General features: G+C 44.8%; 15 protein-coding genes. 8 read left to right on the top strand and 7 right to left on the bottom strand.

What is annotated here, in order from left to right; translation table 11 throughout:
• Window positions 1–8: 8 nt before the first annotated feature.
• Entirely contained in the window at window positions 9–800 is a 792-nt protein-coding gene (tpiA, locus tag ACIG3F_RS02130; protein WP_396469180.1) for a triose-phosphate isomerase, read from the bottom strand.
• A 277-nt stretch (window positions 801–1,077) separates the two neighbouring features.
• On the opposite strand from tpiA, the gene pilB reads away from it, so the two are divergent.
• From pilB to coaE, 4 genes are read left to right on the top strand one after another with little or no spacing between them, the layout of a single operon-like run.
• Window positions 1,078–2,787, top strand: a complete 1,710-nt coding sequence (gene pilB, locus ACIG3F_RS02125; protein WP_396469179.1) for a type IV-A pilus assembly ATPase PilB — start codon at window positions 1,078–1,080, stop codon at window positions 2,785–2,787.
• Window positions 2,788–2,818: 31 nt separating this feature from the next.
• The gene (locus ACIG3F_RS02120; protein WP_222110693.1) at window positions 2,819–4,048 is read left to right on the top strand and encodes a type II secretion system F family protein; all 1,230 of its coding nucleotides are present in this window, start codon (window positions 2,819–2,821) and stop codon (window positions 4,046–4,048) included.
• Complete coding sequence (locus ACIG3F_RS02115) at window positions 4,048–4,908, top strand: prepilin peptidase (protein WP_396469177.1); 861 nt, start codon at window positions 4,048–4,050, stop codon at window positions 4,906–4,908. Before ACIG3F_RS02120 ends, ACIG3F_RS02115 begins: the two co-directional genes overlap by 1 nt.
• 1 nt (window position 4,909) lies before the next feature.
• Window positions 4,910–5,509, top strand: coding sequence for a dephospho-CoA kinase (coaE, locus tag ACIG3F_RS02110; RefSeq protein ID WP_396469176.1), 600 nt, complete (start codon window positions 4,910–4,912; stop codon window positions 5,507–5,509).
• A gap of 21 nt (window positions 5,510–5,530) precedes the next feature.
• Here the strand turns inward: coaE and ACIG3F_RS02105 are convergent, their stop codons facing one another.
• The 3 genes from ACIG3F_RS02105 to ACIG3F_RS02095 form a co-directional block, all read right to left on the bottom strand.
• The gene (locus ACIG3F_RS02105; RefSeq protein ID WP_396469175.1) at window positions 5,531–6,457 is read right to left on the bottom strand and encodes a DMT family transporter; all 927 of its coding nucleotides are present in this window, start codon (window positions 6,455–6,457) and stop codon (window positions 5,531–5,533) included.
• A 3-nt stretch (window positions 6,458–6,460) separates the two neighbouring features.
• A complete protein-coding gene (gene rlmB / locus ACIG3F_RS02100; RefSeq protein ID WP_396469174.1) occupies window positions 6,461–7,210 on the bottom strand; it encodes a 23S rRNA (guanosine(2251)-2'-O)-methyltransferase RlmB in 750 nt (249 codons plus the stop codon).
• 136 nt (window positions 7,211–7,346) lie between these two features.
• Complete coding sequence (locus tag ACIG3F_RS02095; RefSeq protein ID WP_004281089.1) at window positions 7,347–7,670, bottom strand: pyrimidine/purine nucleoside phosphorylase; 324 nt, start codon at window positions 7,668–7,670, stop codon at window positions 7,347–7,349.
• 440 nt (window positions 7,671–8,110) lie between these two features.
• On the opposite strand from ACIG3F_RS02095, the gene recN reads away from it, so the two are divergent.
• The 3 genes from recN (at window position 8,111) to ruvX (ending at window position 10,877) form a co-directional block, all read left to right on the top strand.
• Entirely contained in the window at window positions 8,111–9,763 is a 1,653-nt protein-coding gene (recN, locus tag ACIG3F_RS02090; RefSeq protein WP_396469172.1) for a DNA repair protein RecN, read from the top strand.
• Window positions 9,764–9,886: 123 nt separating this feature from the next.
• Window positions 9,887–10,441, top strand: coding sequence for a YqgE/AlgH family protein (locus ACIG3F_RS02085; protein WP_396469170.1), 555 nt, complete (start codon window positions 9,887–9,889; stop codon window positions 10,439–10,441).
• Window positions 10,434–10,877 carry a Holliday junction resolvase RuvX gene (ruvX, locus tag ACIG3F_RS02080; protein ID WP_396469168.1) on the top strand — a complete coding sequence of 148 codons (444 nt, stop codon included), beginning with the start codon at window positions 10,434–10,436 and terminating at the stop codon, window positions 10,875–10,877. The genes ACIG3F_RS02085 and ruvX overlap by 8 nt, the downstream gene beginning before the upstream one ends.
• A gap of 49 nt (window positions 10,878–10,926) precedes the next feature.
• On the opposite strand, the gene ACIG3F_RS02075 is transcribed toward ruvX, so the two are convergent.
• Window positions 10,927–11,547, bottom strand: coding sequence for an alpha-ketoglutarate-dependent dioxygenase AlkB (locus tag ACIG3F_RS02075; RefSeq protein WP_114541486.1), 621 nt, complete (start codon window positions 11,545–11,547; stop codon window positions 10,927–10,929).
• A gap of 151 nt (window positions 11,548–11,698) precedes the next feature.
• On the opposite strand from ACIG3F_RS02075, the gene ACIG3F_RS02070 reads away from it, so the two are divergent.
• Window positions 11,699–13,501 (top strand): ABC transporter ATP-binding protein, encoded by a 1,803-nt coding sequence (locus ACIG3F_RS02070; protein WP_114541455.1) that lies wholly within the window; start codon window positions 11,699–11,701, stop codon window positions 13,499–13,501.
• 60 nt (window positions 13,502–13,561) lie between these two features.
• On the opposite strand, the gene phoU is transcribed toward ACIG3F_RS02070, so the two are convergent.
• Together phoU and ACIG3F_RS02060 are read right to left on the bottom strand one after the other, a co-directional pair.
• Window positions 13,562–14,281: a phosphate signaling complex protein PhoU gene (phoU, locus tag ACIG3F_RS02065; RefSeq protein ID WP_005108465.1), complete on the bottom strand. Its 720-nt coding sequence runs from the start codon at window positions 14,279–14,281 to the stop codon at window positions 13,562–13,564.
• Between the two features lie 91 nt (window positions 14,282–14,372).
• Window positions 14,373–15,719, bottom strand: a complete 1,347-nt coding sequence (locus tag ACIG3F_RS02060) for a TolC family outer membrane protein (protein ID WP_396469165.1) — start codon at window positions 15,717–15,719, stop codon at window positions 14,373–14,375.
• Window positions 15,720–15,981: the final 262 nt, after the last annotated feature.

Here is a 15,981-nt window from a genome sequence, read left to right as displayed (position 1 = left end):
ACTCCTAATTATTGTGTATTTGCAAATGCATGAGCAATTTTATGGAACGACTCAGCATTGAGTGATGCACCACCGACCAATGCCCCGTTGATATCTGGGCAGGCTGCTAACTCTACTGCATTTTCCGGCTTGACACTACCACCATATAAAATCGCCATAGTCTCGCCATAGCCCGTAATCTGGCTTAAACCTTGACGGATTTGTGCATGCATGGCCTGTGCATCTTCAGGAGAAGCCGTTTTACCGGTTCCAATCGCCCAGATCGGCTCATAGGCAATCACGATATTTTTCCATTGTTCGGCTTCAACTACAGCAGCGATATCACAAATTTGTTGTAATACGACAGCTTCTGCCTGCCCGGATTCACGTTGTTCCAGACTTTCACCGACACAATAAATTACCGTCAAACCGGCATTTAAAGCATTCTTGATTTTAGCATTTAAAATATCAGACTTTTCTGTAAATATTTCACGGCGCTCAGAATGACCTACCAGCACATAGTGAATTTGGCTATCGGCCAGCAATTCAGCACTGACTTCACCAGTGTAGGCGCCTGTTCCAGAAATACGTGAAACATCTTGTGCTACGGTATAAATCGGACGAACCGCAGATGACAGCTCTGCCTGAATCTGGCTTAAGGCAATCGTAATTGGTGCCACACCTAAATGACATTTATCTTCGGCAATCGGTGCAGTTTCCAGTAAATTCTTAATACCACGCACCAAGTTCAATGCCTCTGCCTGCACCGGATTCATTTTCCAGTTACCTATCACCCAAGGGGTAATCGTCGAAACCGACATAATTAACCTATTTCATTTACATATTTTGAATTGGGCACATTCTACACGGAATTGGAAAATTAAAAGAATAGTTTTCTTATCACTCATTCTCGGTTTAGACTATCCAAAATGGTTATTTTTTGTTATCACTTAAAAAAATGGGGACTTCTTCCAACCAGTTCATGCTTTTACTGGAGATGAAGAAGCTAGCAGCACTCTTGGCTATGGTATTTTTACGTAACAAACGTATAATTTTAGTATAGCAATTAAAAGAATTTAATGAGTAGGCATTTATAGCATGACAGCATTACAGGGGTCGCCGAGATTTACCGGATTTATTCGTCGTTTGGTCGAGGAAGGCATCATCTCGGCTGAAGATATGCGCAGCGCATTGGCGCATGCCAAACAAGAAAAAATCGATATTGTCGCGGAGCTGATTAACCAGCAACAGCTTTCCCCGACCGTCATTGCTGAAACGATTTCAGTTGAATTTGGCGAACCGCTGTTTGATATCAGCGCCTATGATCCTGCCCAAATTTTGCGCGATGCGATTGATGAAAAGCTGATTACCAAGCATCGCATCCTGCCGATTTTTAAAAATTCCAGTATTTTATATGTTGCGACCAGTAACCCGACCAATATCGAAGCAATTGATGCAGTCCGTTTTTCGACTAAACTCAATATTGAAACCATTATTGTTGAACACAATAAACTTGAAAAACTGATCGAGCAGAATTTTACTGAAGAAAGCACCTTTGAATTCGATGAAGACTTTGATCTGGATGTTGATGTTGAATCTGCTGATCCGAATAAAGAAGAGGATGAAAGCAATAAAGGTGATGAAGCACCGATTGTCAAATATATTAATAAATTGCTAATTGATGCGATCCGTATGGGCGCTTCAGATCTACACTTTGAGCCATATGAAAAAATCTATCGGGTACGTTACCGGGTCGATGGTGTTCTACGTCAGATTGCAACCCCGCCCTTACAGCTGGCAAACCGCCTGTCTTCGCGTCTTAAGGTTATGTCGCAAATGGACATTTCGGAAAAGCGTGTACCTCAAGATGGTCGTATTAAGTTAAAACTTTCTAAGAATAAAGCCATTGATTTCCGTGTTAACTCTCTCCCTACCCTGTTTGGTGAGAAACTGGTACTGCGTATTCTAGATCCCTCCAGCGCGATGCTGGGGATTGATGCTCTGGGCTATGAACCGGAACAAAAAGAACTGTTTATGCAGGCGCTGGACAAACCGCAAGGGATGTTGCTAATCACCGGCCCGACAGGTTCCGGTAAAACCGTTTCACTGTATACCGGTCTGAATATCTTAAACCGTGAAGATACCAATATTTCGACAGCGGAAGATCCGGTCGAGATTAACTTGCAAGGGATTAATCAGGTCAATGTCAACAATAAAGTTGGCTTGACCTTCTCTGCCGCACTGAAATCTTTCCTGCGTCAGGATCCAGATATCGTCATGGTCGGTGAGATCCGGGATCTGGAAACTGCCGAGATTGCGATTAAAGCGGCACAGACCGGTCATATGGTGATGTCGACGCTGCATACCAATAGTGCGCCTGAGACTTTGACCCGTTTACGCAATATGGGGGTGCCTTCTTTCAATATTGCCACTTCAGTAAACCTGGTCATTGCACAACGGCTGGCGCGTCGTTTATGTTCACAATGTAAAAAACCTGCCGATATTCCTAAACAAAGCTTATTGGAGATGGGTTTTACCGAAACCGACCTGCAGCAACCTGAGTTCCAAGTTTATGAACCGGTGGGCTGCAATGAATGTCGCGAAGGCTATAAGGGTCGTGTGGGTATTTATGAAGTTATGAAAGTAACACCCGAAATTTCCAGAATTATTATGGAAGACGGCAATGCACTTGAAATTGCCGATGCTTCCGCACGTGCAGGTTTTAACAATTTACGCCGGTCAGGTTTAATCAAGGTGATGCAGGGGGTGACTTCTTTACAGGAAGTCAATCGTGTCACCAGCGAATGATCGGGCGCTGATCTAAAATAAGGATAAAGGTATGGCAGCAGTAAAGAAAGGCCAGATGATGCCGATCTTCAGCTATGAAGGAATTGATCGTAAAGGGGCAAAGATCAAGGGGGAATTGCCAGCAAAAAATATGGCTTTGGCCAAGGTCACCCTTCGAAAACAAGGCATCAGCATCAAGACCATTCGGGAAAAGAAAAAAAATATTCTCGAAGGCTTAATGAAAAAACGTGTCAGCACACTGGATATCACCATTTTTACCCGACAATTGGCGACCATGATGAAAGCCGGGGTACCACTGGTACAAGGCTTTGAAATTGTCGCAGAAGGTCTGGAAAATCCGGCGATGCGTGAAGTTGTACTCGGAATTAAAGGGGAGGTTGAAGGCGGTAATACTTTTGCCGGAGCACTGCGCAAATATCCACAATATTTCGACAACCTATTCTGTTCACTGGTCGAATCTGGTGAACAATCCGGTGCTTTAGAAACCATGCTAGATCGCGTTGCGATTTACAAAGAAAAAAGCGAACTACTCAAGCAAAAAATTAAAAAAGCCATGAAATATCCGGCTGCGGTGGTTGTAGTTGCCCTGATTGTTACCATTATTCTGATGGTCAAAGTGGTCCCGGTTTTCCAGGATTTATTCTCTTCATTTGGTGCGGACTTACCGGCTTTTACCAAAATGGTGGTCAATATGTCGGAATGGATGCAAAAGTATTGGTTCCTGCTGATTATCGCCATTGGGGCCGTGATTACCGCTTTTCTTGAAGCGAAAAAACGCAGCAAGAAATTCCGCGATTTTCTGGATAAGGCCGCACTCAAAGCCCCGATTTTTGGTGACCTGGTGTATAAAGCGATTATTGCACGTTATAGCCGCACTTTGGCCACGACTTTCGCAGCTGGTGTTCCCTTGATTGATGCACTGGAATCCACTGCCGGCGCTACCAATAACGTCGTGTATGAAGATGCCGTGATGAAAATCCGTGAAGATGTCGCCACAGGTCAACAACTACAGTTTGCCATGCGCGTGACCAACAAATTCCCATCCATGGCAGTACAAATGGTCGCGATTGGTGAAGAATCTGGTGCACTAGATGCCATGCTAGACAAAGTAGCCACACATTATGAAAATGAAGTCGACAATGCAGTTGACGGCTTAACTTCGATGATGGAACCGCTCATTATGGCTGTTCTCGGTGTGCTTGTCGGTGGTCTGGTGATTGCCATGTACCTTCCAATTTTCCAAATGGGTTCTGTGGTTTAATGCACGATTTTCTTCAATATTTTATTCAAAACTCAACGGCGTTGTATATCGCAGTTGGGCTTTTTAGTTTATGTATCGGCAGCTTTCTGAATGTAGTGATTTACCGCACTCCCAAGATGATGGAACAGGAATGGCGTACTGATTGCCAGATGTTCCTGCATCCGGAACAGCCGGTGATTGATGAAACTAAATTAAGTTTAAGCAAACCAGATTCAGCTTGCCCCAAGTGTCATCAGCCAATCCGCTGGTACCAGAATATTCCCGTCATTAGCTGGCTGGTCCTGCGCGGAAAATGTAGCAACTGCCAGAATCCCATTAGTATCCGCTATCCATTTGTTGAAATTCTGACGGCAGTTTGTGCACTGCTTGTCGTAGCAGTATTTGGCCCTACCCTACAAATGCTGTTTGGTCTGATCCTGACTTATGTACTGATTGCGCTAACCTTTATTGATTTTGACACCCAGCTATTACCTGACCGTTATACCCTGCCCTTGGCTGCACTAGGTCTGGGGTTAAATAGTTATGCACTCTATACCTCCCCAAGCTCTGCCATCTGGGGCTATATCATTGGTTTTCTGTGTCTATGGATAGTGTATTACCTGTTTAAAATCATCACCGGTAAAGAAGGCATGGGTTATGGCGATTTTAAATTACTAGCGGCTTTGGGTGCCTGGATGGGTCCATTATTACTGCCTTTAATTGTGTTGCTGTCTTCCCTAGTAGGTGCGATTATCGGGATTATCCTGCTAAAAGTCCGCAAGGAAAATCAGCCTTTTGCTTTTGGTCCCTATATTGCGATTGCCGGCTGGATTGCTTTTCTTTGGGGTGAACAAATTATGAAAGTGTATTTAGGTCAATAAATTGAAATTTGTACTCGGTTTAACCGGTGGGATTGGCAGTGGCAAGTCTGCTGCCAGTCAGTGGTTTGAAGCACAAGGGATCACGGTAGTCGATGCCGATGTGGTAGCACGTGAAGTGGTTGAAATCGGGCAGCCTGCACTTATCCAGATTCAGCAGGCTTTTGGCGATTGGGTACTGCTTGCCGATGGCTCACTGAATCGCCGTGCCTTGCGTGAACATATTTTCCAGTCTCCTGAAGCACGCAAGACCCTGGAAAATATTACTCATCCAGCGATTCGAACTTCGATTATTCAGCAATTAGATTCGGCACAAAGTCCCTATGCCATTCTGGTTTCACCACTGCTATTTGAAACAAATCAGCACGAACTCACTCAGCATACCTTACTGATTGACGCCACGATCGAACTGCAAATTGAGCGGGCCTCACAACGTGACGGCCAGAATATCGAACAAATTCGCAGTATCATTGCCGCACAAATGTCCCGCGAACAAAAGCAGACCATGGCTGATGATATTGTCCTAAATGATGGTCATCTGGATCATCTCTATGCTCATCTCAGACCATTACATCAAAAATATTTAAACATGGCAGCCAGCTGAAGTATAAAAAAAGCAGTCTGATTAAGACTGCTTTTTTTGTTCTGCTAATTTTCGGCTTAGACTGTCCTGATGCTGTAACCAGCGCCACGGCTGTAAGGCCCCAACTGCCATACCCAACAGGCCACACACCATGGCCAGGCTTAAAGTTTCATTTAATAAAGGTACAGCCAGAATTGCCGCAATAAAAGGTGCAAGATTGGTGATACTACCTGCCTTAAATGCACCAAGACGCTTGATGGCTTCTACATAACTTAAAGTAGCAATAATCACCACAAAAATGCCGTGAAAAATGGTCTGAAACAGTAAATGCTTGGGGTCAGGCACATTCAGGTTTTTCGGTAAAAATAGCAGATAAATCGGCACATATATCACTGCCGACCAGATCGCGACACCACACATTGCCTGCCATGCAGTTAGCTGATATTTACGCAATAAAACGGTAAAAATCGCCCAAAGTATGGCACTGATAAAAAACAGCCCGTCCCCTGCCCCAAAGGCCACACCAGTTTCCCGATACATCAGCATACTCATGAGACACAGTACTACGATCATAATGATCAGGCTGGCCCAGGTATGTTTATCAAAAGCCTGTCCCATCAGAAAAAAAGCCATGATCGCGGTACAGATCGGAATACAGCCATTCAAGAAAATTGCGGCATGGGCGGTAGGTGCGTAGTGAAAAGCACTATAGGCAAACAGGCAATAAATCACCCCGCCAATCATCGCTAAAATAAAAGGCTCTTTTTTCAGTAAAAAAGCGGCCTCTTTACGATAAAGCAAGATCGGCATCAGAATCAGGAATGCCAGAGAAAAACGCAAGGCCACGATATCCCAGGCACTGATCTGCCAAAGCGCATTCAGGCGGGCTGTTAAAGTAAAACCGCCCCAAATGCACATGGTAACAACTAAAAAAACATAGCCTTGCGTACGGTCTGACAATGCCATCATCAATTAAAGGTTACGCTGACGGCAGGCTTCATACAGTGCCATACCTGTAGCCACACTGACATTCAGACTTTGCAGATTACCTGCCATCGGAATATACACGGTCTGATCACATTGGCTTTGCGTAATTGGACGTAAGCCGGTATCTTCCGCGCCCATCACTACACAAACCCCGGTACCGGTGAAATCAAAATTCTGGATCGGCAGCGCTTTTTCATCCAGCATAGTTCCGACAACTCGAACATTAAAATCTTCTTTGATTTGACCCAAAGTACGCGCCAGATTGGTCACCTGAATGAATTTGACTTTGTCCGCACCACCTGCAGCCACTTTACGTGCTGTTGGGGTCAAGGTTGCAGAACGATCACGTGGCGCAATCACTGCCTCAACGCCCATTGCAGCGGCTGTACGGATACAGGCGCCGAGATTGTGCGGATCGGTAATATGATCCAGAGCCAATAACAACGCTTGAGGGTTTGCGGTCAATAATGTCTCAAGATCTTTTTCATTCAGGGTCGGATGTGCACGTACCGCAGCGACCACACCTTGGTGAAACGGCTGGCCGGCCAATTTTTCCAGTTTGTCACGGCTGGCTTGCTGCACACTGATGCCAAACGGTTCAGCCAGTTCCAGTACACGCTTTAAACGCTGATCATCGCGTCCTTTGAGAGTGAATAATGTCAAGACACGTTCAGGCTCAAGCTCTAACAATGACTCCACTGAATGTACGCCATAAAAATATTCAGGTTTTGCCATGAACGACCTCTAGATTAGTTGTATATACAAAAGAAAAATCCCGTAAAGCTGACTTCACAGGATTTCTATAGCTGATTAGTTTAACCGATTCGCACTGAAATTTCTTGCCCGGTTTGCACTGATCTTAAATCTGGACTTAACCTTCAAAATGACAGACATAGTCCAGCACATCATCGGTTTCGATTTTAAAACGGCTATTGCCCGGCACATAGAAAGACTGCCCCGCACGGAACAGCTCACTTTCTTCGCTATCACCAATCTGAACACGGCATTCACCTGAAACAATTTCCATGCGCTCAGGAACATGTGTTTCAAAGGTCAAGGCATTTTCTGATGGCAGAATGACACCCAACGTTTTCTTGGTCCCATCTTCAAATTGTACAATGTGACTAATACACAACCCGCCGAAATATACATTAGATTTTTTAAGTACCGATACATGATCAAACTGAGCTGACATGCGATTTCTCCAGATAAAGCATTTTGTAATATTTTGATTGCTGTAGTTTAAATGTGCACCCTCAACTAATCAATCGAAGTTTGTCGGCGTCGATCAAATATTCTGTATCGCTGAATCCCTTCTATTTGCAGCATGTTTTGGCCTGTATTTTGCTGACATACAAGCTTAAGTTTCGATTTGCACGCGCTCTTGTGAAACAGGCTCAATTGAGTCATTAATTTAAAGATTGGGGATGTCAAAAATATGAAAATCAGCAGTGAATTAACGTACTTCTGAGTCTTCTTCTTGCGAAAATACAGTGAAATAAGCATATATAAATCGCTAAAATTTAAGATAGAATGAAATTGATTCGTCCTGATTTATAATAATCACAGCCATGTTGCGACTCCAATCCGACATCAGGCTATTTCAATCAAACTTTTCGCAGCCCGGATGCGTTTATGCTGACACATTTAACTCTGATCAATTTTGCTTTAGCTGAACATCTTGCTATTGATATTGATAAAGGTTTTAACGTTTTAACCGGTGAAACCGGTGCAGGTAAATCCCTCTTACTAGATGCATTGTCTGCCTGTTTGGGTGAGCGAACCGATACCAATTATGTGCGTTATGGTTCAGAAAAAGCGGATGTCACCGCCAGTTTCAGCTATCAGGAACACAGTCCTGAAGCCGCATGGTTAAAAGAACATGAGCTGGATGACGAATCAGGTGAAATTCATTTACGCCGGGTGATTTTTGCTACCGGCCGCAGCAAGGCCTGGATCAATGGACGTCCGAGCAGCCTGTCTGAACTGAAAGAAATTGGACGTTTACTGGTACAACTCTATAGCCAGCATAGTCAGCAACAATTATTAGAACCACCTTATCCGAAGCACTGGCTGGATCGTTATTATCATTTTTATGCGCCGGCGCAAGCCGTACGTGATGCGTATAGCACTTGGCAAAAAAATATCCGCCAGCATCAGGCAGCTTTAGACGCACAAGCCACACGTAAGCAGCGTCTGGAAACCCTTGAGCTGCAACTCGAAGAGCTGGAAGAAATTGTTCAGACGGATTATCCGGAAATTGAGCAGGAATTTGATCGACTCTCGCATCATGAAGCCATCATGCAGGACTGTGTCTATAGCCTGAATGTGCTGGATGAAGCTGAACAGAATATCACTCAGGAACTGGCATCAATTATGCGTCGGGTCGAATCACATGCCGGACGCAGTGAGCAGCTCTCCGGGATTTATACTTCCCTGCTGAATGCACAAAGCGAACTTGAAGATGCAGCAGCGAATTTACGCCAGTTCATGGATCGCCAGAGTTTTGATCCAGAACGTATGGAAGTATTGAATTCAACTTTAGAAATCTTCCATCGTTTGGCACGTAAATATCGTACCCAGCCGGAATTGCTCAAAGAAGAATATGAAGCCTGGCAAAGCGAATTGGACCAGTTACATCAACTGGAAGATCCGGAAACACTGGCTGAACAGGTTGCAATTTCTTATCAGGAATTTCTGGATAAAGCCCAACATCTGGATCAGATTCGCCGCGAAGCCGCAGCCCCATTGGCTAAGCAGCTAACTGAGCAGGTGAAACAACTGGCACTGCCTGAAGCACATTTTGAGTTTAAGTTTGAGCCTCTGGAACATCCATCTAGCGAAGGCCTGAGCTTTATCCAGCTACTTTTCACGGCCAATAAAGGCATTCCGGCACAGCCTTTGGCCCGGGTTGCATCAGGTGGTGAGCTCTCGCGTATTGCGTTGGTGATGCAAGTCATGAATGCGGAAAAAACCGAAGCGGAAGTGCTGGTCTTTGATGAAATTGATGTCGGGATCAGTGGCGGTACGGCAGAAATTGTCGGGCGTTTACTGGCCGATCTGGCCCAGCATGTACAGATTCTGTGTATTACCCATCAGGCACAGGTTGCAGCACAATCTGACCAGCACCTACTGGTGAAAAAACAGCAGACTGATCCTGCCAGCAGCACGATTATCAATCTTGAAGAAAATGAAATAATTCAGGAGCTTGCAAGAATGACAGGTGGTGTGGAGATTAGTGAAACCACCTTGCAACATGCCCGCCAGTTACGTCAGCTGAAATTTTAGCAGGCTTGAAGATTTACAATCTCGACAAATAAAATTTGGTGAATCCGAGAAGCTCTAGTAACGTAGCTATTAGGATCATAGGATTTCTCTGCGAAGAAATTAATTTTAAGGAGAACTGCTCAGGTGACCAAACAGTTTCTGACACATCGTTGTCTGATTGCACCGCCGCATGCGAATGATGATTTTTTTGCCCAGACGGTCATTTATCTCGCTCGTCATGATGAAGATGGTGCTCAAGGCATCATTATCAATCGACCTGTCGGCATTCAAATTAAAGAACTGCTGAATGATCTTGATATTGAAGCAGACAATGTCAATCCGCATGAGGTATTGCAAGGTGGCCCTTTACGCCCTGAGGCTGGCTTTGTCTTGCATACCGGTCAGCCAACCTGGCACTCCTCCATCGCCGTGGGTGAAAATGTCTGCATCACCACTTCTAAAGATATTCTGGATGCGATTGCGCATAATGAAGGTGTCGGTCGCTATCAGATTGCCCTCGGTTATGCCAGTTGGGGCAAACATCAGCTGGAACAGGAAATTGCTCGTGGTGACTGGCTGATTTGTGATTCCGATATGGATCTGATTTTTAACTTACCTTATAACGACCGTTGGGACGCTGCCTATAAAAAAATGGGTGTAGACCGCAACTGGTTATCTTCCGAGATTGGACATGCCTGATGTAAACGCGCCACAAACGATTATGGCGTTTGATTTTGGTACACAAAAAATGGGAATGTCGGTTGGACAATCCCTGATTGCTAGTGCCAATCCCCTGCCCTTATTTCCCATGAAAGATGGTATTCCCAACTGGGATGAACTGCTCAAAATCGTGAAAAGCCATCAACCGAATTTATTTCTGGTCGGTTTGCCGCTGAATATGGATGATAGTGAATCTGAACTATCGACACGGGCGCGAAAATTTGCCCGCCGTTTACGTCATCAGACCAATATTGAAACCTGGATGGTGGATGAACGTTTGACCACCCGTGAAGCACGCGATGAACTGGAGCATTATCAGGCTCAAGGTCGCGGCAAGAAACTCTCTGCCGACAGCATTGCAGCTGCCTTGTTGATTGAGAGCTGGTATCGCCATCCAGCCGGGATCACGCCTTAATCTGTAATCAGCATCCTTCAGGGTGCTTTTTTATGCTCCAAAATGCGTCTTAAGGATAAAAATAACGAAAAGTCAGGTTAATTCGTGGTGTTAAAACTTTGCTGGTTTTGCTGATACTATGCTTCCAGTGTTGCTGAGTCGCGCCACGCATCACAATTAATTGCCCACTATGTAACAGCACATCGACTTTATCACTGCGAATTTTATGCTTAAAGCTCATTTTGCGGGTGGCTCCCAGACTCAGAGAAGCGATGACATTTTCCCGAGAAGTACCTGTATATAAAGCCGGCTCATCATCACTATGCCAGCCCAAGCCTTGAGAACCATCTTCATACAAATTGGCCAAACAGGAATTAAAGGGATGACCGACCAGAATTTCAATATGCTGCTTTAAACGGAATAATCCGGGTGTCCATACCTGAGCTTGTTTAAGCGTACCAGAATAACGATACTGATAATGTTCATCGCCATACCAGACCACCTGGCGACCGGTGACATGGTGCTTGCCAAATAAATGCACTTCATCATATTGCCAGGCCAGCTGACTGAGAAAATGCTGTAGATACTGCTGGCTTTGTTCCTCATCCAAAATCAAGCCATAATCCTCCACTACCCCATCAAAAGGTAATACATTGGCTTGCGGCTGGGGTGCAAATAAATCGAGCGTCATATCAATCAGATCCAGTATCCACATGAAAATACTGACATTCGACCTAAAGGATTACAACTGCTCTTCACAAATGACTACAACATTTATGCTTGTGGCTGGCATGATTCCTGCCTAGACTGAATTCAACTTTCACAATAAAAATAATCCTTTTATGAACTTATGGCAGCTGTTTCAGAAACTTCGTCCCTTTGTTCAGCCTTACCGGTTGCTGGTGATTGCCACGCTGATTCTGACCCTGATTGGCTCATTCACAGCACAGGTCAATGCCATTACCTTGCAATATGCGGTCGACAGCATCAATTCGCTACTCGAAGCCGGTCAAGGATTGGAGCAAGGCTGGCATATTCTGATCACGATTTCGGCAATTTTGCTCGGCAAAGAAATTATTAATGCCTTTGTTCAGTTCGGGCAGAAGTTCTATGGAGAGAAACTGCGGATTTTTGTCTCTCAGGATCTGGCCCAAGGGATTATTGAAAAGTTTTTAAAATATCGTTTGGAATTTTTTAATCAGGAAAATAATCAGGCCGGTAAATTACAGACCCGGATTGACCGTGGTATTGGTTCACTGACCCGTCTCGTTCAGATCTTCTTTATTGATATTTTACCGTTATTTACCAGTGCGATTGTGGCTTTGGGGCTAATGTACTATGCCAATGTCTATGTCGGTCTGGTCGCGACTGCCATTGTTCCGATCTATTTCTGGCTGACCTATAAACAGGCGCAAAAGCTGGGAGGCTGGCGCCGTAGCCTTCGAGATGGCCGGGAAAAAAAGAGTCAGGGTATTCTCAGCATCATCAACTCGATTACCGTGATCAAGTCTTTTAACCGCGAATCGATTGAATCGGAAAAGCAGTTGGGATTACAGCGTGAACTGACCGACAATCAGATGAAAACCCGCCAGACCAGTTTCCTGTTTGATGGCCTGAAAACTTTTCTGGAACAGATCGGGATTGTACTGATCATTATTCTAACCTCCTACTTTGTGCTGGATGGCCAGATGAGTATCGGCATGATCATGTTTCATGTGCTGCTATTTAACAATGTCTCTGCCCCGATCCGATCCCTGCACCGGATTTATGATGAAGTGAATGATGCCATGATCTATTCAGAAAGCTTTTTCAAGATTCTGGAAGCCGATGATGAAATTGAACAAAGCGGTCAGCAGAAACCGGTTGTCCAAGGAAAATTTGAACTGAGTGGCGTGAATTTTTATTATCCAAACGGCCACCATGCCCTGAAAGATATTGATATGGAAATTCGTCCCAATAAAATTACCGCCTTGGTGGGCTTATCGGGTGCCGGAAAATCCACCCTGATCAGTCTGCTGGATAAATTTTATGAACCGCAGCAAGGCCAGATCAAACTGGATGGCATTAATCTGAAAGATTATGACACCCAATATCTACGCGATCATATTGGTCTGGTCTTGCAAAAAAACCATATTTTTCAGGGCACCATCTTTGACAATATCCGTTACGGCAAAACTACTGCCTCAATGGAAGATGTAATTGAGGCGGCAGAAAAAGCCTCGATTCATGAGCAGATTTTACAGTTACCGGATGGCTATGACAGCGATGCCTTGATGCTGTCTGGCGGCCAGCAGCAACGGATTGCCTTGGCACGGATGTTCCTGAAAAATCCACCGATCATTTTTCTGGATGAACCGACGGCGAGTCTGGATGCAATTGCCACGGAACAGATCAAACAAAGTCTGGACCAGATCAAGCAAGGCCGTACCGTGATCATCATTTCGCATAGCCTGTCGCAGATTATTGATGCAGATTATACCTATGTAATGAAAGAAGGAACGATTGCCGAACATGGCGAGCACGACCAGCTTTATCATCAGCAAGGCGTGTATAAGGAAATCTTTGATGCGATGGCCAAAAGCCTGAATATTGAAAAAATTGCCAAAACTTTTGAAGATGATGCTGAGGAAGAAACTCATAGTTAGCTTTTCTATCCCAATAAAAAACCTCCGAGCTGGAGGTTTTTTTATTTAAGTCTGGAACGTTTAACGCTGAACTTTCTGTTCAATTTCTTCAACGCTGGTATGACGCACATCAAAACCTTTGACCATATAGATCACCTGTTCCGAAATATTCCGGGCATGATCGCCAATTCTTTCTAGCGAACGCAGCACCCATAATACATTGATGACACGACTGATATGCCGCGGATCTTCAATCATATAAGTCATAAGCGTACGTGTGGCTGATTGATACTCACGGTCAATATCCGCATCTGCCAACATGACCTTCAAAGCTTGATCTACATCCAGACGCGCAAAAGCATCCAGTGCATCATGAATCATCACCCGCACCTGGTTGCCAATATGCCGGGTTTCCATATAACCGCGCGGTGAGCCACCCTCTTCACACAAGCTTTGTGCAATTCGGCCTATTTTTGAGGCTTCATCGCCAATCCGTTCCAGATCGGTATTGGCCTTGGACATGGCAAGCACCATACGTAAATCAATCGCGGCAGGATGACGGCGCGCCAGAATCAGGGTCAGCGCTTCATCAATATCTCGTTCCATCTGATTGACGACATTGTCTTGAAACTGCACATCTACTGCCATTGAGACATCTGTGTCCAATAAGGCATGAATGGCATTAGCTACCTGCTGTTCTACCAGTCCGCCCATCGTCATGAATTTGGTATTTACGTCCTGCAATTCTTCATTAAATTGCGAAGAAATGTGATGACTTAATACAGGATTATTTGGACACAAGGAAAGCTACTCCTGAACGATAGAGGACAATGATCAATAATAAATCATATTAAAGCATATCTATGATGAAAGTTTGATGACAATAGTAGCCTCATAGAGGCTGAGGCGAATCATATTCAATCAGCCAGGCATTCAGCTCTGCCAGTTCCTTTTCGGTTAACTGCCCGACCGAGGCCTGCAATTGCAGCACATGCAACAGATAATCATATTTGGCATTCAAATAATCGGTCTTGGCAGAAAAGGCATTACGCTGTGCCAGCAACACATCGACCATGGTTTTTAAGCCTTCCTGATATTGGGCTCTGGACGCTTGTGAGACAATTTCCGAAGAGTCCATCGCGGCTTTACGTGCATTCAGTTTGGCCTGATCGGTTTCTACCTGCATAAAGGACTGTTTCACATCGGTATTGGCTTTACGGATGGCTGCATCCAGTTGCGCTTCACTTTTTTGCACATTAACGCCGGCCTGACGGATACTTTTTTGCGTGCGTCCACCGCTAAATACATTCCAGTTCACCTCCACCCCAATCTGGTCGAAATCTCCATTGCTGGACATGATCGTAGCCGGACTTTGCTTTAAATAGCCATAGGTTCCGACCGCTTCGACCTGCGGATAGAGCGCAGCCTGTTCGACCCGTTTGGCATCTTCAGAATAGCGCTTTTGCAGACGCGCTTGCAGAATATTCAGATTTTGGCTTTGTGCTAATTCGGTCCAGAACTGCATATCACTTGGAACCGGTTTCTGGAACTGGAAATCGTTGCGTAATACCGCCAGATTTTCCTGATAAGGGCCGATTAACTGTGCCAGCTGTTCTTGGGCCAGTACCAGCTGAACTTGAGTCGAAATCCGGTTGGCTTGGGCACTTTGATACTGGGCATTGGCTTCACTGACCTCACTGCGTGCTACCAAACCTTCTTTCAGTTTGGCATTCATCATGCGTAACTGTTCAGACAGCGCCTGCTCTTCCTGTAAATAGGCCGTAGTCAAAGACTGCTGACGCAAGACATTAAAATAGGCTTCGGCCACCTGTAAAATATGCTGCTGTTTTTGCAAGCGCAGATTGACTTCACTCAGTTCGACCGAGGTCTTGACCTGCTTATAGCCTTGCCAGGCATCCCAGCGGAATAAAGGCTGACGTGCAGTAACTGCCACCTGACGGGTTGTAGTACTTGAGGTAGTCAAACTGGCAAATTGTGGATCGGCCGGTGTATCGGTCGACTGGTTTTTACGGGTCACATTCCCAGATAAAGTCACGGTCGGCAGCAAATTTCCGCTGGCAATCCCCAGATTGAGCTGATCGGCCTGATACTGCAACACATTCGCCTGCCAGTTCGGGTCATTTTGCTGGGCACGCGCATAGGCTTCTTGCAAATCCAGTGCAAAAACTGCCGGACTACTTGCCAATATCCCCGCCATGACACTGAGTTTTAGTTTCATTTTATAGTGTTCATCCCTAACAGCCATTCAGATCAAAAAATGCTGGCGCTTTAAGCTAAGCCATACTAAAGAGATCTCTTCGATTTTTACGTATGATTTTTATTAACTTTTTAATATAACTATCGGGTTTTATCCACGATTAATTCAATTTTCAAGACCTCTGCCTGCAATGTAACAAAGCAATTCACAATACTAAACATAGTATTTTAATTTGATCTATACAATATACCTCCCAGTAAGGCCGTTATTTTCTGAATTCACC

The organism is Acinetobacter sp. NPDC052428 (assembly GCF_044547685.1).
In the GTDB taxonomy this organism is placed as follows: Bacteria; Pseudomonadota; Gammaproteobacteria; order Pseudomonadales; family Moraxellaceae; genus Acinetobacter; species Acinetobacter lwoffii_G.
This window is presented reverse-complemented; position numbering and strand designations above follow the sequence as displayed.